Genomic DNA, 26,430 nt, shown 5'->3' with positions numbered 1-26,430 from the left:
ACCGGTGCATGGAGCCGGTCCGCATCGGTGCTGTACGCTGAAGTCTGTATTCGGGTCTCCGGATATCAAGAAGTGTCCTTGTCCCTTAAAAATTTTTAAGAGCATTCTTATTAAAAGCCCAGCAGTCCCTCAGTAATATCTGAGTCAACACGGGGCGAGATGTAGGAAGAGAGATTTCCTCCGTCAGCAAACATCTCGTTCCCGGTCGACGAATGGCGATCGTCGCCAGTCAGGCGGCGGTGAAACGGAACACGCTGTAGGGAGCGTGTCGCGGATGGTTTAGGTCACCGTCTGCACATTTGGCAGGGCTTTTGCGGCGCATCCATGGGAGCGCCGCTTCTTTTTTTGTGCGCAGCTCAATCCTTTGAAGCTGCCATCACCGCCGCCGGCTTTCTGAATAGCTCGATAATCGTGCGATGCAGCGGATATTTGTCGACGAGCGCATTCACATCCGCAATCTCGAACTCGCTGAACTCGAACCCCGGCGCCACCGTGCAGCCCACGAGAGCATACGTGGACGGGTCGCAGCAACGCGCCGCGAACCAGTGTCCCGCCGGCACCACGGCCTGAAAAACCGTGCCCGGATGGTCGAGCGCTTGGCCGAGCTTGCGCGTGGATAGCACGCCGCGCTCGTCGATCGAGTGAATCTCGATGGGCGAGCCCGCGTAGAAATGCCAGAGTTCGTCGGAGCGGATCCGGTGCCAGGTCGAGTAAGCGCCGTTCGCGAGGAGGAAGTAGATCGCGGTCGAGGCCGTGCGCGGGCCTTCGCTGGCCGGTGCGCCGTCGCGGCGGATCAACTTGTCCGAACGGTAGGTTTCGCTGTAGTAGCCGCCTTCAGGATGGGGTTCGAGCCCGAAGTGGCGGATCAGTTCGTCGACGGGATTGCCGGCGCTGGCCAGTTCGGTTGACTTGACGGTAGTCATGGGTGCTGGGCTCCTTGTCGATTGCATGAAGCGGTTGGGTTCCCGTCGGGGCGGTTATCCGCGGGCGTCCAGCGTTCGACCCGGCCAGACGCTTCTAGCGCTCCTTCTCGTCGATCAGCGCAAGCAGCCCGCGCAGTGCGTGGGTGGCGGCCTGCACGCGGATCTGCTCGCGGTCGCCCTTGAAGACCAGCGTTTCGACGCTCGTGTGCAGCCGGTTGCTCCAGCCGAACGACACCATGCCGACCGGCTTTTCCGGCGTGCCGCCGCCCGGCCCGGCAATGCCCGTGATGGCGAGCGAAACTTGTGCCCGGCTGTTGCGCAGCGCGCCTTCGGCCATCGCGCGCGCGACCGGTTCGCTCACGGCGCCGTGTTTTTCGATGAGCTCGGCGGGCACGCCGATCATCTCCGTCTTCGCCTGATTCGAGTACGTGACGAAGCCGCGGTCGAACCAGCCGCTGCTGCCGGAAATATCGGTGATGGCAGTGGCGACCATGCCGCCGGTACAGGATTCGGCCGTGGCGAGCATAAGCCGTGCGTCGCGCAGCTTATTGCCGGCGCGAATGGCGAGTTGGTGAACGACGGAGTCGGTAGGCATGGGGAAATGTCCGTAGCGGTGTGCCGGTTTGTGTTTTTTCGAGTGTGGCTTGGGGGCGGCGGCGTGCGCGGCCTCAGACCGACATGCGCCAGAGCGCGATCACGAGCAGCGTGAAGAATGCGGCAATGAGGTCGTCGAGCATGATGCCGAAGCCGCCCGTGAAGCGCCGCTCGAAATAGCGGATGGGCGGCGGCTTCACCATGTCGAAGAAACGAAACACGACGAACGCCCAGAATTTGCCCATGAAGTCGATGGGCGTGATCATCAGCAGCACGAGCCAGAACGCGACGATTTCACCCCAGACGATGGCGGGCGGATCTTCGCTGCGCAGCATTTTCGCGGTGAACCCGGTGATGCCGATGCCGCCGAGGAAGCCCACGACGATCAACAGGCCCCAGTCGAGCACCGTGAAGTAGCGGTTGAGCACTTCGAAGGCGGCCCACGCGAAGAGGGTGCCGGCCGCGCCTGGCGCGAGCCGCGAGAGTCCGGCGCCGAAGCCGAGCGAGATCAGATGCAGCGGATGCGTGAGCATGAAGCGCGCGTCGGCGCGGCGGGGTTCCGCGCTCGCGGCCGCGGCGCTCGCGCCGGCAGGGGCGGGCTGGCCGGCCGTCGCGAGTTTGTCGACGGGCGAGGGCGTAGGGTCAGTCTGCATGAAAGTGGTCGAAGCCTTGCAACGTCAGGTTGAGCGGCGCACCCGAGGCGTCGCGCCACGTGATCGCGGGCGCGAGGGGCGATCCAACCGTCTCGGATGAAGTGATTGTACCGATGCGCGTCACGCGTTCGCTGGCCTGTTGCGCCGCTGCCTCGACGGCCTCGCGCTGCGCTTGCGCTGCCGTGAAGCAGAGTTCGTAGTCGTCGCCGCCGGCCAGCGCGCATTGCAGTTGCAGCGCGCGCGGCAGGCGCGTGAGCGCGGCCGAGAGCGGCAGCGCGTCCACGTCGATCTCGGCATTCACGCGCGAGCGCTCGAGGATGTGCCGCAGGTCGCCCGCGAGGCCGTCGGAGATGTCGAGCGCCGCGCGCGCAACGCCCGCGAGCGCGAGGCCGAGCGCGACGCGCGGCTCGGGATATTCGAGCGCATGGCGAAAATGCGCGGCATCGGCGCGATCGATCGGCGTTTGCGGCCACTCTCCACGCAGCATGCCGAGACCCGCGCGGGCGTCGCCCGGCGTGCCCGACACCCAGATGTCGTCGCCGGGCTGGGCCGCGTCGCGCCGCAGGGCATCGTTCGGACGCACCGAGCCGAACACCGTGATGCATAGATTGAGCGGCCCGGCAGTGGTGTCGCCGCCGATCAATTCGCAGCCGTAGCGGTCGGCCAGCTCGAAAAGCCCGTGGCTGAACGCTTCGAGCCAGTCCTCGCGCGGCTTGGGCAGCGCGAACGCGAGCGTGAAGCCGAGCGGCGCGGCGCCCATCGCGGCGAGATCGGAGAGATTCACGGCGAGCGCCTTGTGGCCGAGCGCGCGAGGGTCGACATCGGGAAGAAAGTGACGGCCTTCCACGAGCATGTCCGTGGAGACGGCCAGCATCTCGCCGGCGGCGGGCGCGATCAGCGCGCAGTCGTCGCCGATGCCGAGCGCGGCGCGGCGCGTGTTCGTGCGTGCGCGTCGCGCGAAATAACGGTCGATCAGGGAAAACTCGGAAAGCATGACGAATGGTCTATGACGAATGACTTGGGTGGTCCGGCGCGAGCCGCGCCGGCAGGGGCGTTCCCCTCATTGCGGTCGCAGCAGGCGCGCCCGAACTGTAAGGAATGCCTTCAGGGATTGGCGCTACAATGCGATCGATCCAGATTTTGCCATTCTAGTCCGCACTCAAGGCCTGCCCGCCATGTCGAATTCCGCCACGAACAAGCTTCGCGAAGCCGCCCTCGACTATCACGAATTTCCTGCGCCGGGAAAGATCGCGATTGCGCCGACCAAGCAAATGATCAACCAGCGCGACCTCTCGCTCGCGTACTCGCCGGGTGTTGCGTTCGCGTGCGAGGCGATCGTCGAGAATCCGCTGAACGCCGCGCGCTTCACGGCGCGCAGCAACCTCGTGGGCGTCGTGTCGAACGGCACGGCCGTGCTCGGCCTCGGCAATATCGGGCCGCTCGCCTCGAAGCCGGTCATGGAAGGCAAGGCGGTGCTGTTCAAGAAGTTCGCCGGCATCGACGTGTTCGACATCGAGCTGAACGAGACGGACCCGCACAAGCTCGTGGACGTGATCGCCGCGCTCGAGCCCACCTTCGGCGGCATCAATCTGGAAGACATCAAGGCGCCGGAGTGCTTCATCGTCGAACGTGAAGCGCGCAAGCGCATGAAGATTCCGGTCTTCCACGACGACCAGCACGGCACGGCCATCGTGGTGGCGGCTGCGTTCACCAACGGCCTGAAGGTCGTGGGCAAGGACATCAAGCAGGTGAAGCTCGTGGCCTCGGGCGCGGGCGCGGCGGCGCTGGCGTGTCTCGACCTGCTCGTCGACCTCGGCTTGCCGCTCGAAAACATCTACGTGACCGATCTCGCGGGCGTGGTCTACAAGGGCCGCACCGAGCTGATGGATCCGGACAAGGAGCGCTTCGCACGCGAAACCAGCGCGCGCACGCTCGCCGAAGTAATCGAAGGGGCCGACATTTTCCTCGGCCTGTCCGCGGGCGGTGTGCTCAAGCAGGACATGGTCAAGCAGATGGCCGAGAAGCCGCTCATTCTCGCGCTCGCCAATCCCACGCCGGAAATCCTGCCGGAGCTCGCGCTCGAGGTGCGCCCGGACGCGGTGCTGGCCACGGGCCGCACGGATTACCCGAACCAGGTGAACAACGTCCTGTGCTTCCCGTTCATCTTCCGCGGCGCGCTCGACGTGGGCGCGACCACCATCACGCGCGAGATGGAAATCGCCGCCGTGAATGCGATCGCGGAACTGGCGCGCCAGGAGCAGAGCGATGTCGTGGCCACGGCTTACGGCATCCAGGACCTGCAATTCGGACCCGAATATCTGATTCCGAAGCCGTTCGATCCGCGCCTGATCGTGAAGATCGCGCCGGCCGTCGCCAAGGCCGCGATGGATTCGGGCGTGGCGACCCGTCCGATCGAGGACATGGATGCCTACATGCAGCACCTGCAGCAGTTCGTCTATCACAGCGGCACGACCATGAAGCCGATCTTCCAGCTCGCGCGCGCCGCCGAGCCGGGGAAGAAGCGCATCGTGTTCGCCGAAGGCGAAGAGGAGCGCATCCTGCGCGCGGTGCAGATCGTGGTCGACGAGAAACTCGCGACGCCCATCCTGATCGGCCGTCCGGCAGTGATCGAGGAGCGCATCGCGCGCTATGGGCTGCGTCTGGTCGCGGGGCACGACTACACGGTCGTCAACACCGACCACGATGCGCGCTATCGCGACTTCTGGCAGAGCTACGCGAAGCTCATGGCGCGCAAGGGCATCACGCAGCAAATGGCGAAGCTCGAAATGCGCCGCCGCACCACGCTGATCGGCTCGATGCTGGTGGAAAAGGGCGAGGCTGATGGCATGCTCTGCGGCACGGTCAGCACGACGCACCGCCATTTGCACTTCATCGATCAAGTGATCGGGAAGAAGGAGGGCTGCAACGTCTACGCGGCGATGAACGCGCTGGTGTTGCCGAACCGGCAGATTTTCATCGTCGACACGCACGTGAACGTCGACCCGACGCCCGAGCAGCTTGCCGAAATCACCATCATGGCGGCGGAGGAAGTGCGCCGCTTCGGCATCGAGCCGAAGGTCGCGCTGTGCTCGCATTCGAACTTCGGCTCGAGCCTCGCGCCGTCGGCGCAGAAGATGCGCGATCTGCTGGAGATTCTCAAGGAGCGCGCGCCGGACCTCCAAGTGGACGGCGAGATGCATGGCGACGTCGCGCTCGACGCGAACATGCGCCGCGAGATCCTGCCGGATTCGACGCTCGAGGGCGACGCGAACCTGCTCATCATGCCGAACATCGATGCGGCGAACATTTCGTACAACCTGCTGAAGACGGCGGCGGGCAACAACATCGCCATTGGCCCGATGCTGCTCGGCGCGGCCAAGCCGGTGCACGTCCTGACTGCTTCGGCCACCGTGCGCCGGATTGTCAACATGACCGCGCTGCTGGTCGCCGATGTGAACGCCACGCGTTAAGTTTTCCGCGTCGGGTTTTCGTCAAGCCGTATCTCCGCGGCTTTGGGTTTTACACCGGCGGCACTGCTCGCCGCCGGTATTCCGGCGCCCTTCAGGCCAATGTCCGGCCGCGTTCCGGCACCCTCTCCCTAATTGTAAAATTTACCATCTGGCCGCTTGTGCGCGGTCAAGCCCTGTTTGTCGTCGCCGGTGCGAGATTGCTTCCAAGGTCCATTAGCGATACCCTTACATCTTTAATGATCGTCGAGCGCGTGATCGGAGAGGCAGGAATCCAAAGATGGTACGCATAGGACTGCCTGCTGTTTCAACGCTCGAAAACACTGCTGCATCGGCCGAGTCTGTACATGTAAGTCATTGTTTTTGCGGGAATTTCTGGCGTCGTTCGCGCGATATTCAGCGGCTGGCATCCGTTGCGTCGGCAGCGTTTCTGGCGGCGGCGCTGGTGTGCTCGCAAGGCGCAGTGGCGCGCACTCAGGCGCCGGACGATGCCGGAGCATCGGGGGTGTCGTCAGGCACCGTGAGCGTGGGCGAATTGCCGCGCGAAGCGGTCAATACACTCAGTCTGGTTGCCGAAGGCGGGCCTTATCCGTTTGAGAAGGATGGCATCGTGTTCGGCAATTACGAGCAGCAGTTGCCGAAGCATCGGCGCGGTTATTACCACGAATACACTGTCCCGACGCCCCGAGCACACAACCGCGGCGCGCGGCGCATTGTCTGCGGCGGTCCGCTCAGGCGCACGGACAACTGCTACTACACCGACGACCACTACGCCAGTTTTAAGCGAATTGTTGAATGACACCGGGAAAAGCGGCATGAGCGATAACACTTACGCGCACGACCCGCGGGTCGCGAGCGATCTGTTCGCGTCCGGCGAGGGCAACCTGTTCCAGCGCGTTATGCAGATGCATCACGACGACCAGCAGCGCGAAGCCGCGCGCAGGGGTGAGGCAAATTCATCGAACGAGGAGGCCATGGACCTGTTTGCGACCGTGCGGCCGAATATCGTCCAATCGATCCGTGCGTTCCGCGTGCAGGATCTCGCCGACGAGGCGCAGCGGCTGCAACAGCATTTCCTCTATGCGTATTGCGCCAGTGCGCAGACCAAGCAGGAAGTGCTCGAAACCATTGCCACATCGTTTCTGTTTCCGAAGCATTTCGGGAAGAACTACGATGGCTTGTACGACTGCCTGACCGATTTGGTGCAAAAAGCCGGTGAACAACCCGGTTTTGTGATCGTGCTCGATGGCCTGCCGATCGCGCAGAAGTTCGACAAAGACGGGCGCGAGACGCTGCTCGACGTGTTCCGCGAAGCTTCGGAGTACTGGGGCGAGCGCAAGGTGCCGTTCCGCGTCTTTTATTCGTTCGCCTGAGCGATGCGTGGCTTTTGACGGCGCTGCTGGCCAATTCGTCTGCTATCTGAATATCGTCGCATTCTCGCGACAAAAATACGCAGGCCCGCCGCATGATCCCATGCGGCGGGCCTTGTCATTTTTACCAGCCACCCCAGCGCGCGGCCAGCGCCGCGAGCACGGCGATGCCTGCCGTCTCGGTGCGCAGGATGCGGGGCCCGAGCCCCACGGCGATAAAGCCGTGATCGAGCGCCGCCGCTTCTTCGGGCGATGAGAACCCGCCTTCGGGGCCGACCAGCACCGTGATCTCGCCTTGCGGCGGGGTGTTGGGCAGGGTGGCGAACGAGACGTTCGCGCGCGGCGAAAGCAGCACGCGCAACTCGCCTTCGGCAGGCGTTTTGGGCAGTGAGCCGAGCCAGGTGCCGATTTCGCGGGTGGCGGCGACTTCGGGCATGCGATTGCGTCCGCATTGCTCGCACGACGCCTGGACGATGCGCTGCCAGTGAACCTGGCGGCGCACGGCGCGTTCGCCCACGAGGCGCACGACGCTGCGCGAGGTGGTGAGCGGCACGAAGTTCGTCGCGCCCAGCTCGACAGCCTTTTCGATCAGCCAGTCCATCTTGTCGCTGCCGGCAATGCCTTGCGCGAGCGTGAGCCGGTACGGCGGCTCGGTCTCGACGTCGCGGAACGGGCCTACGCGCACTTGTGTGTCGCGGCGCTCCATGGAGATGATTTCGGCGCTGTATTCACCACCCACGCCGTTGAACAGCACGATCGTGTCGCCGGGCTGCAGCCGCAGCACCTGAACGTGTCGCGTCACTTCATCCGGGAGAGTGAAGACGTCGCCGGACTGCAGGGAGTTTCCGACGAAAAAACGGGGCATAAGACAAGTTCTCATTGCTTCATGACAGATGGCGAGCAAGCGCCCAGCGGTAGCCGTCGAGGTCTTCGACCTGAGCAAAACGGTCACCCCAAAATTGGTCCTGCGGCTCGCTCAACGATTTCGCGCCAGCGTCCAGCGCTCGCGCATACACCGCGTCGACATTGTCGACGTAAAGGTAAAAGGATTGGGGGGCGACCGCGTTCGCGCTCTTCGGCGTGCGCGCCGTCGAACCGAATGCGCCCTCCGGCGCGAACATCACGATCAGCTGATCGTGATACGTCATTTCCACATGCATGACCGCACCGTCGTCTTCCACGCAATCGCGCACCGCAAAACCGAACGCCGCCCGAAAAAATTGGATTGCGTCGCGCGCGTCGCGCACCGTCAGATACGGCGTCAGCCACGGCACGCCTGCGGGGCGGGGTGGGGTCATCGGATATCTCCAGATTCGGGTTGAGGGACGAGCGGGTTGTTGGAGGCTGTCTGGGTCGGATGGCACGCGAAAATGTGATGAACGCTGCGATTCTCCAACGTTGCACATCCTAAATCTGTAGGAATTGGCCTAGTTTGTCGCGGGAGGACCGAAGCGCCGTCAGGCGCGCTGCGCGCGGGCGTGCGGCTTACAACCACGCCCCGGACGTGGGCGGGCGCGTGTGCGCGTGTCGGGAAAACCTTACTGCGTATCGGGGAGGGGCGAAGGAGGCGCGGCAAGGTCAAGGTAGTATCGAGCGAGGGGAGAGCCGGTGAAACGGGGGCTGGCGGTGCATTCGGCCCAGCTCATGCAGCGTGCGCACAAAACCGGCGAGCGCAATGTCGGCGTCACGTTACAAATGAATATAAATCGGGCCTGATTGGGGTGTAAATCAGGGTAGTAGCCACATTATACGGGCAGCCGGCAGGGCGACCGCCGCCTCGCGGCGCGCATCGGGTGCGATGAAATGTAACCCGGGCGGGTCTGCTGCCGATTTCGGGGCAGTGGCGTACATCGCCAGGTCCTGCAGCCAGGGAAAATCCGCACGATCTGTTAGAATATCGCCCTTTGCAGCCCTGTCCATTTGCTCTGGCCGTTTGCGTCTTCCTGGCGCCGCATCGCGCGCCGCAGCGAACATTTCTGCCGAGCTTCCGGAACCGTGCGCTGCCGCGCGAACGCTGCTGAATGCAGTCGCCCAAGCCGTTTTTGCCCTCGTTCCCCGGACTCGACATGACGACCTCGTCCTCCCCCGCTACCACCCAATTGATGGCCAATGCGATTCGCGCGCTGTCCATGGACGCCGTTCAGCAAGCGAACTCCGGTCACCCCGGCATGCCCATGGGCATGGCCGAGATCGCCGTCGCGCTGTGGTCGCGTCATCTGCGCCACAACCCGGCCAACCCGCACTGGAGCGACCGCGACCGTTTCGTGCTGTCGAACGGCCACGGCTCGATGCTGCTGTACTCGCTGCTGCACCTGACCGGCTACGACCTGCCGATGGCGGAACTGAAGAACTTCCGTCAACTGCACTCGAAGACGCCGGGCCACCCGGAATTCGGCATCACGCCGGGCGTCGAGACCACCACGGGCCCGCTCGGCCAGGGTATTGCGAACGCGGTCGGCATGGCGCTGGCTGAAGCGCTGCTCGCCGCCGAGTTCAACAAGGCGGACGCGAAGATCGTCGATCATCACACCTACGTGTTCCTTGGTGACGGCTGCCTGATGGAAGGCATCTCGCACGAAGCCTGCTCGCTCGCCGGCACGCTCAAGCTGAACAAGCTGATCGCGCTCTACGACGACAATGGCATCTCGATCGACGGCGACGTGGTCAACTGGTTCCACGACAACACGCCCGAGCGCTTCGAAGCCTACGGCTGGAACGTGATCCCGCACGTGGACGGCCACGACGTGGACGCCGTCGACGCAGCCATCCAGAAGGCGAAGGCCTCGGACAAGCCCACGCTGATCTGCTGCAAGACCATCATCGGCAAGGGCGCGCCCACCAAGCAGGGCGGCCACGACGTGCACGGCGCGGCGCTCGGCGGCGAAGAAATCGCAAAGTGGCGCGAAGCCGCGGGCTGGAAGTGGGAGCCGTTCACGCTGCCGCAGGAAGTCTACGCAGACTGGGACGCCAAGGCTTCCGGCGCGAAGTTCGAAGCCGCGTGGAACGATTCGTTCGCCGCGTACCAGTCGAAGTACCCGGCCGAAGCCGCGGAGTTCACGCGCCGCATGGCCGGCAAGCTGCCCGCCGACTGGGCGCAGAAGGCTGCCCAGATCATCGCCGGCGCGGATTCGCGCAAGGAAACCGTCGCTACGCGCAAGGCCTCGCAGCAAGCCATCGAAGGGCTTGCCGCGGTGCTGCCGGAACTGCTCGGCGGCTCGGCTGACCTGACCGGCTCGAACCTCACCAACTGGAAGGCCTCGAAGCCCGTGCGCGCGCCGAAGGCGGGCGAGACTGGCATTCAGTGGGGCAACCACATCAACTACGGCGTGCGCGAGTTCGGCATGAGCGCGGCGCTCAACGGCCTCACGCTGCACGGCGGCTACAAGCCGTTCGGCGGCACCTTCCTGACGTTCTCGGATTACAGCCGCAACGCGCTGCGCGTGGCCGCGCTGATGAAGTGCCCGTCGATCTTCGTGTTCACGCACGACTCGATCGGCCTTGGCGAAGACGGCCCGACGCACCAGTCGATCGAGCAGGTCGCGAGCCTGCGCCTGATTCCGAACATGACGCTCTGGCGTCCGGCCGACACGGTCGAAACCGCGGTGGCCTGGACCGAATCGATTGCCCACCATGGCCCGTCGAGCCTCGTGTTCAGCCGCCAGAACCTCGCGTTCAACGAGCGCACCGATGCGCAGATCGCCAACATCGCGAAGGGCGGCTACGTGCTCAAGGACTGGAACGACGATATTCCGAGCCGCAAGATCATCCTGATCGCGACGGGCTCGGAAGTCGAACTGGCGATGAAGGCCGTCGAGGCGCTGCAGCGCGAAGGCATTGGCGCACGCGTGGTGTCCATGCCGTCCACCAACGTGTTCGACAAGCAAGACGCCGAATACAAGGAGCGCGTGCTGCCCAAGGGCGTGCGCCGCGTCGCGATCGAAGCCGGCGTGACCGACTTCTGGCGCAAGTACGTGGGCCTCGAAGGCGGCGTGGTTGGCATCGACACGTTCGGCGAATCGGCTCCGGCAGGCGTGCTGTTCAAGCACTTCGGCTTCACGGTCGAACACGTTGTCGCGACGGCCAAGGCTGCGCTGGACAACTAAGTATTGCTATACGGCCCGCCTTGCGCGGGCCTTTTGCTGTACGCGCCATAGCGCCTGCAGCAGCGGCACCAGAATTTTTACTCATCAGGAGATGAACCATGACGATCCGCGTCGCTATCAACGGCTACGGCCGCATTGGCCGTAACACGCTTCGCGCGTTCTACGAGAACGGCAAGAAGCACGACATCCAGATCGTTGCGATCAACGACCTCGGTGATGCGAAGACCAACGCGCATCTGACGCAATACGACACCGCGCACGGCAAGTTCCCGGGTGAAGTTTCGGTGGACGGCGACTACCTCGTCGTGAACGGCGACAAGATCCGCGTGCTGGCCAACCGCAACCCGGCCGAGCTGCCGTGGGGCGAGCTGGGTGTCGACGTCGTAATGGAATGCACGGGCTTTTTCACGACCAAGGAAAAGGCCAGCGCCCACCTGAAGGGCGGCGCGAAGAAGGTGATCATCTCGGCGCCGGGCGGCAAGGACGTCGACGCAACGATCGTCTACGGCGTGAACCACAACGTGCTGAAGGCCGAGCACACGGTCATCTCGAACGCATCGTGCACGACCAACTGCCTGGCGCCGCTCGTCAAGCCGCTGAACGACAAGATCGGCCTCGAAACCGGCCTGATGACGACGATCCACGCGTACACGAACGACCAGGTCCTGACCGACGTGTACCACGAGGACCTGCGCCGCGCGCGTTCGGCCACGCAAAGCCAGATCCCGACGAAGACGGGCGCGGCTGCGGCAGTCGGCCTCGTGCTGCCGGAGCTTAACGGCAAGCTGGACGGCTACGCGATCCGCGTCCCGACCATCAACGTGTCGGTCGTCGATCTGTCGTTCATCGCCAAGCGCGACACGACGGTTGAAGAAGTCAACGCGATCATGAAGGAAGCTTCGGAAGGCGCGCTCAAGGGTATCCTCGGCTACAACGACGCACCGCTGGTTTCGATCGACTTCAACCACAACCCGGCATCGTCGACGTTCGACGCCACGCTCACGAAGGTCTCGGGCCGTCTCGTGAAGGTGTCGAGCTGGTACGACAACGAGTGGGGCTTCTCGAACCGCATGCTGGACACGGCGATTGCGCTCGCGAACGCGAAGTAAGTCTGTATTGCCGTGCCACCGGGCCTCGCGGTCCGGTGCGCGCGATGAAGAAACCGCCCATCGACCGGGCGGTTTTTTTTCGCCCCTACTTTTTTTCGTCGATGGCGGCGGCAGGAGCGGGAAAAGGAGCGGGAACAGCGGCGGGCGCGGGCGGTCTCGGGAAATAGACGCCCGCGCGCTGGGCGGCATTGGCGATGTGGGCCTCGATGGCCGAACCCGCCGCGGCGCCGTCACGCGCCTTGAGCGCCGCCACGATCAGGCTGTGTTCCCGATGGGTAGAGAGCACGAGCTCGCGCCGGTAGAACGGCATGCGCTGGCTCTCTTTCATGATGTCGGCGCTGTTGCGCAGGATCGATTCGATCGCCGCATTGCCCGCGAGATTCACGATGCGCATATGGAACTCGAAGTCCAGTTGCGCGGCTTCGTCGAGTTCGTCGCAGGCGAGTGCTTCGTGGAGGGTGTCGGTGTTGTGCTCCAGCCAGGCGATATCGATGTCGCTGATCGCGAGCGCCGCCATGCGCGCGGCGAAGCCTTCGAGCGCGTAGCGCATCTGGTAGGTGTCGGGCAGCGACGACTGGTCGGCAAAACGCCACGGGTGAGCACTCGTGGCCTGCGCGCTCGTGACGTAGACGCCCTTGCCCGCGCGGATCGACAACATGCCGAGCGCTTCGAGCGTGGAGAGCGCCTCTCGCAGCGACGCGCGGCTGATCGCCAGCTCCTCGGAGAGTTGCCGCTGGGCGGGCAGCAGGCTGCCAACCGGATACAGGCCAGCTTCGATCCGGGTGCGGATCGTGGCAATGGCGGCATCGGTGACGGTGTGCGGAACGTTCTTCATCGGACGGCTCGGAACCCTCGCGTGGTCTGACCGGTATTGTAGTCCGGAGCAGCGGGCTGGGCAGGCGACGCAAGGGTAAACACCGCGCAGCGCATTCTTGACTCCAGTATATCGGCTTTCTACTATTTGCCATAACAGTACTGGTCAGACCAGTAAGAACAGTTGCCCGCTCCCCCTGCTCGAAGGAGAAAGTCGTGACGAAGTTCCTCAATTCCCTGTTTGGCCGCGTAGTGATTGCCCTTGTGCTGGGCATCGTAGTCGGCGCGGTATTTCCCCATTTCGCCCAATCCCTGCGGCCGCTCGGCGACGGCTTTCTCAAGCTCATCAAGATGGTGATCGGCCCCATCGTGTTCTGCGTAGTGGTGAGCGGCATGGCGCACGCGGGCGATCTGAAGAAGGTGGGGCGGGTCGGGCTGAAGTCGGTGGTCTACTTTGAGATTATGACGACCATCGCGCTCCTGATCGGCGCCGTGCTCGCGTATGTCACGCGTCCGGGCGCCGGCATGAACGTTGACCTGCATTCGCTCGACGCGGCCTCGCTCGCGACCTACACCGAGCATGCCAAGAGCCTGAAGGACACGGCGGGCTTTCTGCTGAAGATCATTCCCGACACGGCGTTCGATGCCTTCGCGAAGGGCGATATCCTGCAGATCCTCGTGTTTTCGGTGCTGTTCGGCAGCGCGCTCTCGCTGCTCGGCCCGAAGGCCCAGCGCGTGAACGTGCTCATCGACGAGCTCTCGCAGGTGTTCTTCCGCGTGATGGGCTTCATCATCAAGCTCGCACCGCTCGGCGTGCTCGGCGCGATCGCGTTTACGACCGGCACCTATGGCGTGGCTTCGCTCAAGCAGCTCGGTTTTCTCGTGGTCGTGTTCTACGCGAGCTGCATCGTGTTCGTCGCAGTCGTGCTCGGCATTGTGATGCGCCTCGCGGGCTTCAACGTATTCAAGCTGATCCGCTATCTGCGTGAAGAGCTGTCGATCGTGCTCGGCACCGCATCGTCCGACGCCGTGCTGCCGCAGATCATGCGCAAGCTCGAATGGATGGGCGTGAAGGATTCCACCGTCGGCCTCGTGATTCCGACCGGCTATTCGTTCAATCTCGACGGCTTTTCGATCTACCTCACGCTCGCGGTGATCTTCATCGCGCAGGCCACCAATACGCCGCTTTCGGTGCACGACCTGATCGTGGTGGTGCTCGTGTCGCTCATCACGTCCAAGGGCGCGCACGGCATTCCGGGCTCGGCAATCGTGATTCTCGCCGCCACGCTGTCCGCGATTCCCGCGATCCCCGTGCTCGGCCTCGTGCTGATTCTGCCGGTGGACTGGTTTGTCGGCATCGCCCGCGCGCTCACGAACCTGATCGGCAACTGCGTTGCCACGGTGGTGGTCGCGGTGTGGGAGCGTGACATCGACAAGGCGCGTGCGAAGCGCGTGCTCAACCTCGAGCCGGGCTACCTGTATGTGCCGGCGGGCGAGGACGATGCTGCCGAGGACGCTTCGGCGCTCGGCGGCAAGCCTGCCCACGCGCTTTGAAGCCGCGCACTGGCTTTTGAACAAGGAGCACGCATGAAAACCCTGCTGCTGGAACCTTTGACGCGCGAGGCTTTCGCGCCATTCGGCGACGTGATCGCACTCGACGGCGCGCGTCATTTCCCGATCAACGGCGGCACCACCGAGCGCTTTCACGATCTGGCGTCGATCGATACATGCGAGGCCGGCGGCCGGCCCATCGTCAGCGTATTTCGCGCCCAGCCGCGCGCCTGGCCGGTCGAGATCTCGATGATGGAGCGGCATCCGCTGGGCAGCCAGGCGTTCGTGCCGCTCGGCGAGGTGCGCTACGCCGTGGTCGTCGCGCCGGCGGGCGAACTCGATCCGACGCAACTGCGCGCGTTCTGGGTCGAGGGCGGGCAGGGCGTCAATTATGCGAAAGGCGTCTGGCACCACCCGCTGCTCGCGTTCGACCGCGTGAGCGATTTTCTCGTGGTCGACCGTGGCGGCCAGCAGCCGAATTGCGATGAGGTGGCGCTGGATGGGGTCTGGCGGCTCGTGCATGCGACCGAGGCTGCCGTGCTTGCCTGAGTTCCGGCGCAGCGGCAATGCGCCCTCGGGACAAGGCTGGGTCCCGCGGCGCACGCGCTAAATCGCACCAGCCTCAACGCTTCTTAAAATCTTCGCGCCAAACAAAAACACCACAGCGGGTCTTGCTGTGGTGTTTTTGTTGATGCGTGCGGGTCGGGTTCCCCGCCCCGCGACCACGCGCGGCCCGCTCAGTGCTTGCGGTGCGGGCAATTTTCCTTCGTGCACGCGCCGTACAGCGCGAGTGCGTGCTCCTGCAGCTTGAAGCCACGTTCGTTAGCAATTGATTGCTGGCGCTTTTCGATTTCGGGGTCGAAGAATTCCTCGACGAGGCCACAATCGAGGCATACGAGATGGTCGTGGTGGCTGCCTTCGTTGAGTTCGAAGACGGCCTTGCCCGATTCGAAGTTGCTGCGGGTCAGCAGGCCCGCCTGCTCGAATTGCGTGAGCACCCGGTAAACCGTGGCAAGGCCGATGTCGAGTTCTTCGTTCAGCAGGTTGCGGTACACGTCTTCGGCGGTGAGGTGACGCACGGCGCTATGCTGAAAAATCTCCAGGATCTTCAGGCGAGGCAGTGTCGCCTTGAGGCCGATGTTCTTGAGATCGGTTGGATTGGTCATGACGATAAGTCCCTGGAGTACAATGCTGGGTTCTTATGTTAACGGGTTTTTGCCGTCCCGGGCATTTTTGGCGGAACTCAAACGAACGTCTACAGGATACGCGCGGCTTCGCGACAAGCCCGCACGGTGAGGGAAATGATTCCAGAATTCACAACGATGGGCCGCCGCCTGAGCGGCCGCCGCGTGGCGTGCACCCTGCTGGCTGCGGCCGCGTTCGCAACGCTCGCCGGTTGCAGTACTTATGACAGCGTGACCCAGCGTTTTGCCCAAAGCATCACGCCGTATCGCATCACCATCGTGCAGGGCAACTTCGTCTCGAAGGAAGCCGCCGCGCAGATGCATGCGGGCATGTCGCGCGCCGAAGTCAAGCAATTGCTCGGTACGCCGCTCCTGACCGACATGTTCCATGCGAATCGCTGGGACTACGTCTTCTACTTCAAGCGGGGCTCGACCGCCGTGGTCCAGCAGCGCGACTTCGTCGTGATGTTCGAGGGCGACCGCGTGGCGAGCTGGTCGGGCGGCGAAGATCTGCCGTCGAATCTCGAATTGCTGGCCGAAATCGACGGCGACAAATCGGGCAAGAAGGTCAAGGCCGTCGCGGCTGCGCCGGCTTCGGGTGCATCGGCGCCTGCGGCCGCGCAGGCCTCGGCCTCTAGCGCCACGGGCCCGACTGTCGGCGACACGGCGCGCACGCCGTCCTCGGAACTCGGCACCGCGACCTCGCAATTGCCGCTCGACGCGAACGCACAGGCCGCCGCAGCCGCGAATCGCGCCACGGAAGCGGTGCAGATGCCTTCGAGCCTGACGCCGTCGGTGCGTGCGGGCACGCCGACTTCGTCCGCGCTGCCGCAGGGCGTGGGCACGATGCCGTCGCAGATTCAGTTGCAGCGCAAGCCGATGCCGCAGATCCAGGGCGTGCCGCCGACGAATCCCGTGGGCCCGGCCCCGGGCGCACAGGGCACCGGCGATACCGAGTCGAATCCGCTGCCGCCGTCGCAGAACGCCCCGCTCACCGCGCCGCCCGCGAATTCGACGTCGGGATCGGGCGGCTGATGTCGCTGCGCGCCGACTCGGGTCGATCCGCAGCGATTCGGCTCGGGTGACTCGGGTAATACAAGGGCCTGGCCACGCGCCAGGCATTCCATCGGCGGCTTCGGGCCGCCGTGCTTTTTGGCAATGCCCCCGCCTCGGCGGCGCGTCTGCTTGATCGCTGCACGGTCATCGACGGGTTTGCGCTGGCGGGGCTGCCGGTTTCACGTTCGCAGGAAGAGCCATGAAAATCGCAATCGCCGGAGCATCGGGCCGCATGGGCCACATGCTCATCGAAACGGTCCTGAATACCCCCGAAATCACGCTTTCGGGCGCGCTCGAACACAAGGGCTCGGCCGCCATCGGCAAGGACGCGGGCGCGTTCCTCGGCAAGGAAACCGGCGTGCACATCACCGACGACATCGAGCAGGTCTTTGCGCAAAGCGACTGCCTGATCGACTTCACACGCCCCGAAGGCACGCTCGTCCATCTGGAGGCCGCGCAGCGCCACGGCGTGAAAATGGTGATCGGCACGACGGGTTTCGACGCGCAGCAAAAGGCCCAGCTCGGCGCCGCCGCGCAGAAGATCGGCATCGTGTTCGCGGCCAACATGAGCGTGGGCGTGAACGTCACGCTCAAGCTGCTCGAATACGCGGCGCGCTTTTTCGAGACCGGTTACGACATCGAGATCATCGAGGCGCACCATCGCCATAAGGTCGATGCGCCCTCGGGCACCGCGCTTGCGATGGGCGAAGCCGTGGCGCGTGCGCTCGGGCGCGATCTCGACGACTGCGCAGTGTACGGCCGTCATGGTGTGACCGGCGAGCGCGATCCTTCGACGATCGGCTTTTCGGCGATTCGCGGCGGTGACATCGTGGGCGACCATACCGTGCTGTTCGCGGGCATCGGCGAGCGCATCGAGATCACGCACAAGTCGTCGAACCGCCAGTCTTACGCGCAAGGCAGCTTGCGCGCCGCGCGCTTTCTGCAGGACAAGCCCACGGGCCTGTACGATATGCAGGACGTGCTCGGCTTGCGCTGAGCGACATTGGCGCGTGTGGCGCCGCGTGCGCGCCGCGCGGGGCCGGCAACAGCAGGCAAGTGACACGGAGGCAGGCGAGATTCAATGGCAGCGAGTACTGGGGTCATCCACTATCTGCAGACGAGCGACGCGGTTACGCACGCCGTGGCGTGGGTGCTGCTGGCCATGTCGATTGCGAGCTGGTGCTTTCTGCTGGTGAAGAGCTGGGTGCTGGTGCGCGCGAAGCGTCAGGGGCCTCGCGCGGTCGCGCGGTTCTGGCAGGCGCATTCGCTTGCTGACGGTGTGAGCGCAATGCGCGCGCTCGACCGCGAGCGCGTGTTCCTGCCGCTTGCCGAGGCGGCGCTCGCCTGCGCCGAGGCCGACACGACCGGTGCGCTGCTCGCGCGCGTGGACCGCGGCGAACGCGTGCTGCGGGTGCTGCGCGGCGCGCTCCAGGCGTCGCAGCGGCGGCTCGAGTTCGGGCAAGTGCTGCTGGCCTCGGTGGGCAGCACGGCGCCTTTCGTCGGCTTGCTCGGCACGGTCTGGGGCATCTATCACGCGCTCGGCAGCATTGCGACGAGCGGCCAGGCGATGATCGAAAACGTGGCCGGGCCCGTGGGCGAGGCGCTCATCATGACGGCGTTCGGCCTTGTGGTGGCGATTCCCGCGGTGCTCGCCTATAACGTGCTGGGCCGCCTCGCGCGCCAGCTCGGCGACGATCTCGACGGCTTCGCGCACGATCTGCATGCCTGGGCCTGCGCGCCCGAGGGTGCCGCGCCGCGCCGCGAAGGCGCGCAAGGCGTGCCGCGCGAAGACGTGCGTGCCGGATCGTTCTGATCCGCTCATCGGCTGGACTGCCCGGCCGGCAACCCGCGAGGAACGACACACATGGCATTTGGCGGACTCGAGAATAAGCGCGACTCGGCGCCGATGGCCGATATCAACATGACACCGCTCATCGACGTCATGCTCGTGCTGCTCGTCATCTTCATCATTACGGCGCCGCTCTTCACCCACGCCATCCGGCTCGATCTGCCGCAAGTCGCGGCTGCGCCCGTGCAGCAGACGCCGCAGACCGTCACGCTCTCCATCGACGCAACGGGCAAGCTCTACTGGAATGCGCAGCGCATTTCGCTCGACGAGCTGCGCACGCGCTTCACCGCCGCGGGCAAGGCGTCCGAGGCGCAGCAGCCCGAACTGCAATTGCGCGCCGCGCGCGAAACGCGTTATGAAGTGATCGCCCAGGTCATGGGCGCCGCGCAGCAGGCCGGGCTGGCGCGCATCGGCTTCGTGACCGAGCCGCCGTCCGGTCAGCATTGAGCGGCCAGCACCGAGTCCTCGCCAGCCGCGCCGGCCGGCCCGGAATCCCGCCATGCGAAGCGGCAGCGGAAAGCGCGGCCAACTCGACGGTATAATCATCGTTTCCCTGAAAAAAGCGGGGCTGCTGAACCTGCCGCAGCCAGCGAGCGCCCCGCCCGGGCTTGTGTCCTGGCCGCGCACGACCGGCCCGGCTGAATCCGCCCGAATCCGCGTTCCCCATCCACACCATGCTCGAAAAATACGTTCCCTCCGACGTCGAATCCGCCGCGCAAGGCGAATGGCGCGTCAGCGACGCTTACCGGACGGCCGAAACGGCCGACAAGCCCAAGTTCTATTGCGTCTCGATGCTGCCGTATCCGTCGGGCAAGCTGCACATGGGTCACGTGCGGAACTACACGATCAACGACGTGATGTACCGCTATCTGCGCATGAACGGCTACAACACGCTGATGCCGATGGGCTGGGACGCGTTCGGCATGCCCGCCGAAAACGCCGCGATGGCCAACGGCGTGCCGCCGGCGAAGTGGACCTACGACAATATCGAGTACATGAAGGGCCAGATGCAGTCGATGGGCCTCGCGATCGACTGGTCGCGCGAAATCGCCACCTGCAAGCCCGACTACTACAAGTGGAACCAGTGGTTCTTCCTGAAGATGCTGGAGAAGGGCATCGCCTACAAGAAGACCGGCACGGTGAACTGGGACCCGGTCGATCAGACCGTGCTCGCCAACGAGCAGGTGATCGACGGGCGCGGCTGGCGCTCGGGCGCGCTCGTGGAAAAGCGCGAAATCCCGATGTACTACCTGCGCATCACGCAATACGCCGATGAGCTGCTGGGCGATCTCGACGGCCTCGGCTGGCCCGAGCGCGTCAAGATCATGCAGCAGAACTGGATCGGCAAGAGCTTCGGCGTGAACTTCGGCTTCCCGTACGAGCTCGACGGCGAGAAGAAGCTGCTGCGCGTGTTCACCACGCGCGCCGACACCATCATGGGCGTGACCTTCTGCGCGATCGCGGCCGAGCACCCGCTTGCCACGCGCCTCGCGCAGGAAAAGCCGGAGCTGCTGCCGTTCATCGACGAATGCAAGCGCGGCGGCGTGGCCGAAGCCGATATGGCGACGATGGAGAAGAAGGGCGTCGACACGGGCTTCACGGTCACCCACCCGATCACGAACGAGCAAGTGCCGGTGTGGATCGGCAACTATGTGCTGATGAGCTATGGCGAAGGCGCGGTGATGGGCGTGCCGGGCCACGACGAGCGCGATTTTGCGTTTGCGAAGAAGTACGACTTGCCGATCAAGCAGGTGATCGCGGCGGAAGGCGAGACCTACTCGCTCGACGGCTGGCAGGAGTGGTACGGCGAGAAGGAGCGCGCGGTCTGCATCAACAGCGGCAAGTTCGATGGCCTGAACTATCAGCAGGCCGTGGACGCCGTCGCAGCCGACCTCAAGGCGCACGGCTACGGCGACAAGCAGGTAACGTGGCGTCTGCGCGACTGGGGAATTTCGCGCCAGCGCTACTGGGGCACGCCGATCCCCATCATCCATTGCCCGAGCTGCGGCGACGTGCCGGTGCCCGAGCAGGATCTGCCAGTCGTGCTGCCCGAAGACCTCGTGCCGGACGGCACGGGCAACCCGCTCGCGAAGTCCGAAGCATTCCTGAACTGCAAGTGTCCGACGTGCGGCGCCGATGCGAAGCGCGAAACCGACACCATGGACACGTTCGTCGATTCGTCGTGGTACTTCTACCGCTATGCGGCACCCGACGCGAAGGCCATGGTCGACGAGCGCACCGACTACTGGATGCCGATGGACCAATACATCGGCGGCATCGAGCACGCGATCCTGCACCTCTTGTATTCGCGCTTCTGGGCGAAGGTCTCGCGCGACCTCGGCCTCGTGAAGTTCGGCGAACCCGCGAAGAACCTGCTCACCCAGGGCATGGTGCTCAACGAGACGTTCTACCGCGAAGATGCGTCGGGCAAGAAGACCTGGTACAACCCGGCCGACGTCACCGTCACGCACGACGACAAGGGCCGCCCGGTTGGCGCGACGCTCAACAGTGATGGCCAGAGCGTGGTGCTGGGCGGCGTCGAGAAGATGTCGAAGTCGAAGAACAACGGCGTCGACCCGCAAGTGCTGATCGACCAGTACGGCGCGGACACGGCGCGTCTGTTCACGATGTTCGCCGCTCCACCCGAGCAGCAGCTCGAATGGTCGGGCGCGGGCGTGGAGGGTGCGAGCCGCTTCCTGCGCCGCGTCTGGACGTTCGGCTATGCGAACGCTGCGGCGATCAAGTCGCGCGCGCCGCTCGACGCAGCGGCGCTCAGCGATGTCGAGAAGACGGTGCGCCGCGAAGTGTATGGCGTGCTCAAGCAGGCCGACTTCGACTATCAGCGTCTGCAGTACAACACGGTCGTGTCGGCGGCGATGAAGATGCTCAACGCGATCGAAAGCGCGAAGGGGGCGGGCGCGGGCGTGCAGCGCGAGACCTTCGGCGTGCTGCTGCGCGTGCTGTATCCGGTCGTGCCGCACCTCACGTTCGAGCTCTGGAAGGCGCTCGGCTATGCCGACGAATACGGCACGCTGCTCGATGCGCCGTGGCCGAAGGTCGACGAAAGGGCGCTGGAGCAGGCCGAGATCGAGCTCGTGCTGCAGGTGAACGGCAAGGTGCGCGGCGCCGTCACCGTGGCCAAGGATGCGCCGAAGGACGCAATCGAAGCGGCCGCGCTCGCACACGAGATGTTCGCGAAGTTCGCCGAAGGGCGCGCGCCGAAGAAGATCATCGTCGTGCCGGGCCGTCTCGTGAACGTCGTGGTCTGACATGACGTGCTGGCGGCGGCGCGCGATCAACAGCGCCACCGCCGTTCTGAACCAGGGAGTCCAGGTGATTCGCAGATCGTTCCTGTTACTGGCGGGCAGCGCGCTGATGCTTTCGGCGTGCGGGTTCCAGCTGCGTGGCGAGCAGAATTACGCGTTCAAGCGCCTCGCCGTCGTTGGCGCGTCGGCGCCCGTGACGGCGCGCCTCACGCGCATGGTCGAAGGCGGCAGCGATTCGGTGGTGGTCGACTCGACGGCCAATGCCGACGCCGTGCTGCGCGTGACCGAATCGCGCAGCTTCAGCACGCTTACGCTGAATTCGCTCGGCGTGGTCGAGGAATATCAGGTCAACTATTCGTTGAACTACACGCTCACGGCGCCGGATGGCTCCCCGCTGATCCAGCCGAGCACGATCGCGCTCAATCGCGCGATGACCTATAGCGACCAGTACGCGACCGCGAAGGTCTCCGAATCCGATCTGCTCTACGCCGACATGCAGAACGACGCCGTCGACCAGCTCACGCGCCGTCTTGCGGTTCTGAAGACCCTGCACCCCACGCCGGCCCAGGTCGTGCCGGGCGTCGCGCCCCGCGCGCCGCTGCCGCCGCCGCCGCTGTGATGCGCGTCTCGTCCTTCTCCTGAAGCGCACCTTATGCAACTGCGACTGGACGCACTCGAGCCGCACCTCGCCAAAGGGATGGCGGGTCTGTACGTCGTCTTCGGCGACGAGCATCTGCTCGCCCAGGAAGCGTGCGACCGCATCCGCGCGAGTGCGCGCGCCGCGGGCTTTACCGACCGTTCGGTGTTCACGGTCGAGCGCGGATTCGACTGGAGTGCGCTGCTTGGCGCAAGCCAGTCGATGTCGCTTTTCGGCGATCGCCAACTGGTGGAGTTGCGCATTCCATCGGGCAAGCCCGGCAAGGAAGGCGCTGATGCGCTCAAGACACTCGCCGCATCGGCAAAAGCGGCGGCGAACCCCGACGTGCTGACGCTCATCACCCTGCCGCGCCTCGACGCCGCCACGCAAAAGTCGGCGTGGTTCACGGCGTTGGCGGACAGCGGCGTGGCGATCAAGATCGATCCGGTCGAGCGCGCGGCGCTGCCGAACTGGATCGGTCAGCGTCTCGCGCTTCAGGGACAACGCGTGGCGCCTGGCGAGGACGGACGGCGTGCGCTGCAATTCGTTGCGGAACGCGTGGAAGGCAACCTGCTTGCGGCGCATCAGGAAATCCAGAAGCTTGGGCTGCTGTACCCCGAGGGCGTGCTGAGCTTCGAGCAGATTCACGACGCCGTGCTCAACGTCGCGCGCTACGACGTTTTCAAGCTCAACGAAGCGATGCTCACCGGCGACGTCGGGCGCCTCGCGCGCATGCTTGATGGCCTGCAAGGCGAAGGCGAGGCTTCGGTGCTGGTGCTGTGGGCCGTCGTCGAAGAAGTCCGCACGCTCTTGCGCATCAAGCGCGGTGTCGCAGCGGGCAAGCCGCTCGCGATGCTGTTGCGCGAGAACCGTGTCTGGGGGCCGCGCGAGCGGCTCATCGGACCCGCGCTCTCGAGGCTGACCGAGGCGACGCTCGAACGCGGCCTCGCGCTCGCGGCGCGGCTCGACCGGCAGGTCAAGGGGCTTTCCGGGCATTCGCGCGCCGACTGGCGCGACGCGTTGCCGCCCGATGCCTGGGACGGCCTGTTCGAGCTGGCGATGACGGTCGCCGCGCCACGCGGCACCGGCGCGCCGGCGCGTTCAGGGCCGTCCGCGCGCGGCGCCGGGGCTTCGGGGCGCGCGCAACCGGCGGCCCGGCGGCGAGCCCAGCCGCGGCGGCTGCGGCGGCCGCTGCCGCCTCCCGACGCGCGCACCGCAGGGCCGGGGCGCAGGCCAGGCTAGTTGTGCTGGCCGGACGTCCCGTTCCGGCAGCTGCTATCGGCATCGCAAGGGGGCGCGCCGCGCCGCCTGTTCCAGCCCGCCGGTGCGCCGCGCCAGCCGTACCCCATACCGGCGCATGCTCAGCAAAGCCGGCCGGCTGGCCTTAAAATCGACCTAACCTGAACCGCGCAGCCTCATACAGCATCGACCGGTTGCGCCGCATCACGACAGAAACCATGGATATCGACCAGTACATGACCGACCTCGGCCGCCGCGCCCGCAATGCTTCGCGCGCGATGGCCCGGGCCTCGACGGCCGCAAAGAACGCTGCGCTGGAAGCCGTTGCGCAGGCGATCGAGCGCGAGGCGCAGCAACTGAAGGACGCCAATGCCCGCGACCTCGCGCGCGCGAAGGAAAAGGGCCACGATGCGGCGTTCATCGATCGCCTCACGCTCTCCGACAAGGCGCTCAAGACCATGGTGGAAGGCCTGCGCCAGGTGGTGGCGCTGCCCGACCCGATCGGCGAGATCAGCAACCTCAAGTTCCGTCCGAGCGGCATTCAGGTCGGCCAGATGCGCGTGCCGCTGGGCGTGATCGGCATCATCTACGAATCGCGCCCGAACGTGACCATCGACGCCGCAGCACTGTGCCTGAAGTCGGGCAACGCGACCATTCTGCGCGGCGGCTCCGAGGCGCTCGAGTGCAATACGGCGCTCGCGAAGCTGATCGGCGAAGGGTTGGCGGCGGCCGGCCTGCCGCAGGACGCGGTGCAGGTGGTGGAAACCGCCGATCGCGCGGCGGTCGGCAAGCTCATCACCATGACGGAGTTCGTTGACGTGATCGTGCCGCGCGGCGGCAAGAGCCTGATCGAGCGTTTGATGGCCGAAGCGCGTGTGCCGATGATCAAGCACCTCGACGGCATATGCCACGTCTATGTGGACGATCGCGCCGATTTCGCGAAGGCGCTCACCGTCTGCGACAACGCCAAGACGCACCGCTACGGCACCTGCAACACGATGGAGACGCTGCTGGTCGCGCGCGGCATCGCGCACGAGGTGCTGCCGCCGCTTGGCCGTCTCTATCGCGACAAGGGCGTGGAACTGCGCGTGGATGCCGGCGCGCGCGCGATTTTCGCGGACGCGAACATCGGCCCGCTCGTGGACGCCACCGAGGAAGACTGGCGCACCGAGTATCTCGCGCCGGTGCTGGCGGTCAAGATCGTCGACAACCTCGATCAGGCTGTCGAGCACATCAACCACTACGGCTCGCATCACACCGACGCCATCGTCACCGAAGATCACGACCGCGCGATGCGCTTCCTGCGCGAAGTGGATTCAGCGAGCGTGATGGTGAACGCCTCGACGCGTTTCGCCGATGGCTTCGAGTTCGGCCTGGGCGCGGAGATCGGCATCTCCAACGACAAACTGCACGCGCGCGGCCCGGTCGGCCTGGAAGGGCTGACCTCGCTCAAGTACGTCGTGCTGGGCCACGGCGAAGGGCGGCAATAAGTCGCACGGCGCGTGCAATGCGGGGCGCGCCGCCCTCCTTAATTCGATACGCCAATAACAACAAGGATCGCCGATGCTCTGGGTCAAGACGTTTCACATCGTTCTGATTGCCTCGTGGTTCGCTGGCCTGTTCTACCTGCCGCGCATCTTCGTGAATCTCGCGATGGAAACCGAACCCGCAGCCGTCCAGCGCCTGCTGATCATGGCCCGCAAGCTCTACCGCTTCATGACGATGATCGCCGTGCCCGCGCTGTTGTGCGGGCTATGGCTGTGGCTCGTAGTGGGGATCGGCCGCGGTCAGGGGTGGATCCACGCGAAAGTGGGCGTGGTGTTGCTGCTCATCGTTTATCACGCGTATTGCGGGCGCTTGCTCAAGACCTTCGAGCGCGGCGAGAACCGACGCTCCGACAAGTGGTATCGCATGTTCAACGAGCTACCGGTGCTCGGCATGCTGGCGGCGGTGGCGCTGGTCGTCATCAAGCCGTTCTGATTCGCGCTTCCCTGCTTCCATCCTTCCCCCTGACGGGCGCTCTCAGATGGTGCCCGACTCCTTGCGGCGCATGCGCGCGCCGACGACGCGCCAGCCGTCGTCACGCTTCATGAAAACATCGGCAAAGCGGTATTCGACCGGCTTGAAGCCCGGCGCGGGCGTATAGCGGTTGATGCCGGTGACGACGGCCAGATCGCCAAGCACCTGAACGCGTACGTCCTCGAGCACCTGCGAGCCGCCCGGCGCAAGTGCCGCGGCGGCGAGCAAATCGCGCTTCGAGCGATGCATGCCATTAGGCAGGACTTCGAGGAACTTATCGTCCAGCAGATCGTTGAGCATGGAGCGGTCGCCCGTGGCGGCCGCCCTGGTCCATTGCTGCTCGAGGATCTGCAGTTGAACCGCTTCGCTCGCAACGGGATTGCTCGGGACGGAGGCGAAAACGGTAGTGGCTGCCACGCACGAGGCGGCGACGGCGAACAGATGTTTCATGGCGTTTCCTGGTTCGATCCGGCGAACCCTGCGGTTCGCAAAAACGGGAAACGATCGCATGATCGCCGGCGGTAGCCGGCCAAAGAGGCACTGAGCGCGAAAGCCATACGTGGCACGCAGGACGTGGTGTCTGCGTTTCCCGACGTA

The 26,430-nt window shown here is 65.0% G+C and carries 25 protein-coding genes; 16 read left to right on the top strand and 9 right to left on the bottom strand.

Annotated elements, in window-relative coordinates:
* Positions 1-356 precede the first annotated feature (356 nt).
* The 4 genes from PWP93_RS10775 to thiL all read right to left on the bottom strand — a co-directional run bounded on the left by PWP93_RS10775 (position 357) and on the right by thiL (position 3,164).
* Positions 357-923: a cupin domain-containing protein gene (locus PWP93_RS10775; RefSeq protein WP_421044475.1), complete on the bottom strand. Its 567-nt coding sequence runs from the start codon at positions 921-923 to the stop codon at positions 357-359.
* 94 nt (positions 924-1,017) lie between these two features.
* Positions 1,018-1,518, bottom strand: a complete 501-nt coding sequence (locus PWP93_RS10770; protein ID WP_421022987.1) for a CinA family protein — start codon at positions 1,516-1,518, stop codon at positions 1,018-1,020.
* 73 nt (positions 1,519-1,591) lie between these two features.
* Entirely contained in the window at positions 1,592-2,170 is a 579-nt protein-coding gene (locus tag PWP93_RS10765; RefSeq protein ID WP_421044474.1) for a phosphatidylglycerophosphatase A, read from the bottom strand.
* A complete protein-coding gene (thiL, locus tag PWP93_RS10760) occupies positions 2,160-3,164 on the bottom strand; it encodes a thiamine-phosphate kinase (protein WP_421044473.1) in 1,005 nt (334 codons plus the stop codon). The genes PWP93_RS10765 and thiL overlap by 11 nt, the downstream gene beginning before the upstream one ends.
* A gap of 181 nt (positions 3,165-3,345) precedes the next feature.
* Between thiL and PWP93_RS10755 the strand changes: the two genes are divergently transcribed.
* The 3 genes from PWP93_RS10755 to PWP93_RS10745 all read left to right on the top strand — a co-directional run bounded on the left by PWP93_RS10755 (position 3,346) and on the right by PWP93_RS10745 (position 7,010).
* Positions 3,346-5,640, top strand: a complete 2,295-nt coding sequence (locus PWP93_RS10755; protein WP_421044472.1) for an NADP-dependent malic enzyme — start codon at positions 3,346-3,348, stop codon at positions 5,638-5,640.
* Between the two features lie 400 nt (positions 5,641-6,040).
* Positions 6,041-6,436, top strand: a complete 396-nt coding sequence (locus PWP93_RS10750; protein WP_129563268.1) for a ribonuclease — start codon at positions 6,041-6,043, stop codon at positions 6,434-6,436.
* A 16-nt stretch (positions 6,437-6,452) separates the two neighbouring features.
* Positions 6,453-7,010, top strand: a complete 558-nt coding sequence (locus tag PWP93_RS10745) for a barstar family protein (RefSeq protein ID WP_421022991.1) — start codon at positions 6,453-6,455, stop codon at positions 7,008-7,010.
* A gap of 121 nt (positions 7,011-7,131) precedes the next feature.
* Here the strand turns inward: PWP93_RS10745 and PWP93_RS10740 are convergent, their stop codons facing one another.
* Complete coding sequence (locus PWP93_RS10740) at positions 7,132-7,872, bottom strand: 16S rRNA (uracil(1498)-N(3))-methyltransferase (protein ID WP_421022992.1); 741 nt, start codon at positions 7,870-7,872, stop codon at positions 7,132-7,134.
* Between the two features lie 19 nt (positions 7,873-7,891).
* Positions 7,892-8,305 (bottom strand): VOC family protein, encoded by a 414-nt coding sequence (locus PWP93_RS10735; protein WP_421022993.1) that lies wholly within the window; start codon positions 8,303-8,305, stop codon positions 7,892-7,894.
* A gap of 723 nt (positions 8,306-9,028) precedes the next feature.
* Between PWP93_RS10735 and tkt the strand changes: the two genes are divergently transcribed.
* On the top strand, positions 9,029-11,110 hold the full coding sequence (gene tkt / locus PWP93_RS10730) for a transketolase (RefSeq protein WP_421022994.1): 2,082 nt from the start codon (positions 9,029-9,031) through the stop codon (positions 11,108-11,110).
* Positions 11,111-11,208: 98 nt separating this feature from the next.
* Positions 11,209-12,219, top strand: coding sequence for a type I glyceraldehyde-3-phosphate dehydrogenase (gene gap / locus PWP93_RS10725; RefSeq protein ID WP_421044471.1), 1,011 nt, complete (start codon positions 11,209-11,211; stop codon positions 12,217-12,219).
* 85 nt (positions 12,220-12,304) lie between these two features.
* Here the strand turns inward: gap and PWP93_RS10720 are convergent, their stop codons facing one another.
* On the bottom strand, positions 12,305-13,054 hold the full coding sequence (locus PWP93_RS10720; protein ID WP_421044470.1) for a FadR/GntR family transcriptional regulator: 750 nt from the start codon (positions 13,052-13,054) through the stop codon (positions 12,305-12,307).
* A 194-nt stretch (positions 13,055-13,248) separates the two neighbouring features.
* On the opposite strand from PWP93_RS10720, the gene PWP93_RS10715 reads away from it, so the two are divergent.
* Both PWP93_RS10715 and PWP93_RS10710 read left to right on the top strand, forming a co-directional pair.
* A complete protein-coding gene (locus tag PWP93_RS10715; protein ID WP_421022997.1) occupies positions 13,249-14,586 on the top strand; it encodes a C4-dicarboxylate transporter DctA in 1,338 nt (445 codons plus the stop codon).
* 33 nt (positions 14,587-14,619) lie between these two features.
* Complete coding sequence (locus PWP93_RS10710; RefSeq protein WP_421044469.1) at positions 14,620-15,132, top strand: ureidoglycolate lyase; 513 nt, start codon at positions 14,620-14,622, stop codon at positions 15,130-15,132.
* Between the two features lie 188 nt (positions 15,133-15,320).
* Here PWP93_RS10710 and fur read toward each other — a convergent pair whose 3' ends face one another.
* Positions 15,321-15,749, bottom strand: a complete 429-nt coding sequence (gene fur / locus PWP93_RS10705; RefSeq protein WP_035534104.1) for a ferric iron uptake transcriptional regulator — start codon at positions 15,747-15,749, stop codon at positions 15,321-15,323.
* Between the two features lie 135 nt (positions 15,750-15,884).
* Here fur and PWP93_RS10700 point away from each other — a divergent pair, with 135 nt between their 5' ends.
* The 9 genes from PWP93_RS10700 to PWP93_RS10660 all read left to right on the top strand — a co-directional run bounded on the left by PWP93_RS10700 (position 15,885) and on the right by PWP93_RS10660 (position 25,794).
* Entirely contained in the window at positions 15,885-16,802 is a 918-nt protein-coding gene (locus tag PWP93_RS10700) for an outer membrane protein assembly factor BamE (RefSeq protein ID WP_421044468.1), read from the top strand.
* A 220-nt stretch (positions 16,803-17,022) separates the two neighbouring features.
* Positions 17,023-17,820: a 4-hydroxy-tetrahydrodipicolinate reductase gene (gene dapB, locus PWP93_RS10695; RefSeq protein ID WP_421042566.1), complete on the top strand. Its 798-nt coding sequence runs from the start codon at positions 17,023-17,025 to the stop codon at positions 17,818-17,820.
* Between the two features lie 84 nt (positions 17,821-17,904).
* Positions 17,905-18,636, top strand: a complete 732-nt coding sequence (locus PWP93_RS10690; RefSeq protein ID WP_421023001.1) for a MotA/TolQ/ExbB proton channel family protein — start codon at positions 17,905-17,907, stop codon at positions 18,634-18,636.
* A 51-nt stretch (positions 18,637-18,687) separates the two neighbouring features.
* Positions 18,688-19,119, top strand: a complete 432-nt coding sequence (locus PWP93_RS10685) for an ExbD/TolR family protein (protein ID WP_421044467.1) — start codon at positions 18,688-18,690, stop codon at positions 19,117-19,119.
* A gap of 227 nt (positions 19,120-19,346) precedes the next feature.
* Positions 19,347-21,941, top strand: coding sequence for a leucine--tRNA ligase (gene leuS / locus PWP93_RS10680; RefSeq protein WP_421044466.1), 2,595 nt, complete (start codon positions 19,347-19,349; stop codon positions 21,939-21,941).
* 64 nt (positions 21,942-22,005) lie between these two features.
* The gene (gene lptE, locus PWP93_RS10675; protein ID WP_421023004.1) at positions 22,006-22,557 is read left to right on the top strand and encodes an LPS assembly lipoprotein LptE; all 552 of its coding nucleotides are present in this window, start codon (positions 22,006-22,008) and stop codon (positions 22,555-22,557) included.
* A gap of 33 nt (positions 22,558-22,590) precedes the next feature.
* The gene (gene holA, locus PWP93_RS10670) at positions 22,591-23,817 is read left to right on the top strand and encodes a DNA polymerase III subunit delta (RefSeq protein WP_421044465.1); all 1,227 of its coding nucleotides are present in this window, start codon (positions 22,591-22,593) and stop codon (positions 23,815-23,817) included.
* Between the two features lie 215 nt (positions 23,818-24,032).
* Positions 24,033-25,304, top strand: coding sequence for a glutamate-5-semialdehyde dehydrogenase (locus PWP93_RS10665; protein WP_421044464.1), 1,272 nt, complete (start codon positions 24,033-24,035; stop codon positions 25,302-25,304).
* A gap of 73 nt (positions 25,305-25,377) precedes the next feature.
* The gene (locus PWP93_RS10660; RefSeq protein ID WP_421044463.1) at positions 25,378-25,794 is read left to right on the top strand and encodes a CopD family protein; all 417 of its coding nucleotides are present in this window, start codon (positions 25,378-25,380) and stop codon (positions 25,792-25,794) included.
* A gap of 42 nt (positions 25,795-25,836) precedes the next feature.
* On the opposite strand, the gene PWP93_RS10655 is transcribed toward PWP93_RS10660, so the two are convergent.
* On the bottom strand, positions 25,837-26,283 hold the full coding sequence (locus PWP93_RS10655) for a nuclear transport factor 2 family protein (RefSeq protein WP_421044462.1): 447 nt from the start codon (positions 26,281-26,283) through the stop codon (positions 25,837-25,839).
* Between the last annotated feature and the right edge of the window lie 147 nt (positions 26,284-26,430).

It is taken from the genome of Paraburkholderia sp. A1RI-2L (assembly GCF_048957375.1).
Classification (GTDB): domain Bacteria; phylum Pseudomonadota; class Gammaproteobacteria; order Burkholderiales; family Burkholderiaceae; genus Paraburkholderia.
Note: the sequence above shows the minus strand (reverse complement) of the source record. Positions and strands in the feature narration are given on the sequence as shown.

Coding starts and splice junctions, on each gene's coding strand:
- PWP93_RS10775 (WP_421044475.1), bottom strand. CDS start 923: ATGACTACCGTCAAGTCAACCGAACTGGCCAGCGCCGGCAATCCCGTC.
- PWP93_RS10770 (WP_421022987.1), bottom strand. CDS start 1,518: ATGCCTACCGACTCCGTCGTTCACCAACTCGCCATTCGCGCCGGCAAT.
- PWP93_RS10765 (WP_421044474.1), bottom strand. CDS start 2,170: ATGCAGACTGACCCTACGCCCTCGCCCGTCGACAAACTCGCGACGGCC.
- thiL (WP_421044473.1), bottom strand. CDS start 3,164: ATGCTTTCCGAGTTTTCCCTGATCGACCGTTATTTCGCGCGACGCGCA.
- PWP93_RS10755 (WP_421044472.1), top strand. CDS start 3,346: ATGTCGAATTCCGCCACGAACAAGCTTCGCGAAGCCGCCCTCGACTAT.
- PWP93_RS10745 (WP_421022991.1), top strand. CDS start 6,453: ATGAGCGATAACACTTACGCGCACGACCCGCGGGTCGCGAGCGATCTG.
- PWP93_RS10740 (WP_421022992.1), bottom strand. CDS start 7,872: ATGCCCCGTTTTTTCGTCGGAAACTCCCTGCAGTCCGGCGACGTCTTC.
- PWP93_RS10735 (WP_421022993.1), bottom strand. CDS start 8,305: ATGACCCCACCCCGCCCCGCAGGCGTGCCGTGGCTGACGCCGTATCTG.
- tkt (WP_421022994.1), top strand. CDS start 9,029: ATGCAGTCGCCCAAGCCGTTTTTGCCCTCGTTCCCCGGACTCGACATG.
- gap (WP_421044471.1), top strand. CDS start 11,209: ATGACGATCCGCGTCGCTATCAACGGCTACGGCCGCATTGGCCGTAAC.
- PWP93_RS10720 (WP_421044470.1), bottom strand. CDS start 13,054: ATGAAGAACGTTCCGCACACCGTCACCGATGCCGCCATTGCCACGATC.
- PWP93_RS10710 (WP_421044469.1), top strand. CDS start 14,620: ATGAAAACCCTGCTGCTGGAACCTTTGACGCGCGAGGCTTTCGCGCCA.
- fur (WP_035534104.1), bottom strand. CDS start 15,749: ATGACCAATCCAACCGATCTCAAGAACATCGGCCTCAAGGCGACACTG.
- PWP93_RS10700 (WP_421044468.1), top strand. CDS start 15,885: ATGATTCCAGAATTCACAACGATGGGCCGCCGCCTGAGCGGCCGCCGC.
- dapB (WP_421042566.1), top strand. CDS start 17,023: ATGAAAATCGCAATCGCCGGAGCATCGGGCCGCATGGGCCACATGCTC.
- PWP93_RS10690 (WP_421023001.1), top strand. CDS start 17,905: ATGGCAGCGAGTACTGGGGTCATCCACTATCTGCAGACGAGCGACGCG.
- PWP93_RS10685 (WP_421044467.1), top strand. CDS start 18,688: ATGGCATTTGGCGGACTCGAGAATAAGCGCGACTCGGCGCCGATGGCC.
- leuS (WP_421044466.1), top strand. CDS start 19,347: ATGCTCGAAAAATACGTTCCCTCCGACGTCGAATCCGCCGCGCAAGGC.
- holA (WP_421044465.1), top strand. CDS start 22,591: ATGCAACTGCGACTGGACGCACTCGAGCCGCACCTCGCCAAAGGGATG.
- PWP93_RS10665 (WP_421044464.1), top strand. CDS start 24,033: ATGGATATCGACCAGTACATGACCGACCTCGGCCGCCGCGCCCGCAAT.
- PWP93_RS10660 (WP_421044463.1), top strand. CDS start 25,378: ATGCTCTGGGTCAAGACGTTTCACATCGTTCTGATTGCCTCGTGGTTC.
- PWP93_RS10655 (WP_421044462.1), bottom strand. CDS start 26,283: ATGAAACATCTGTTCGCCGTCGCCGCCTCGTGCGTGGCAGCCACTACC.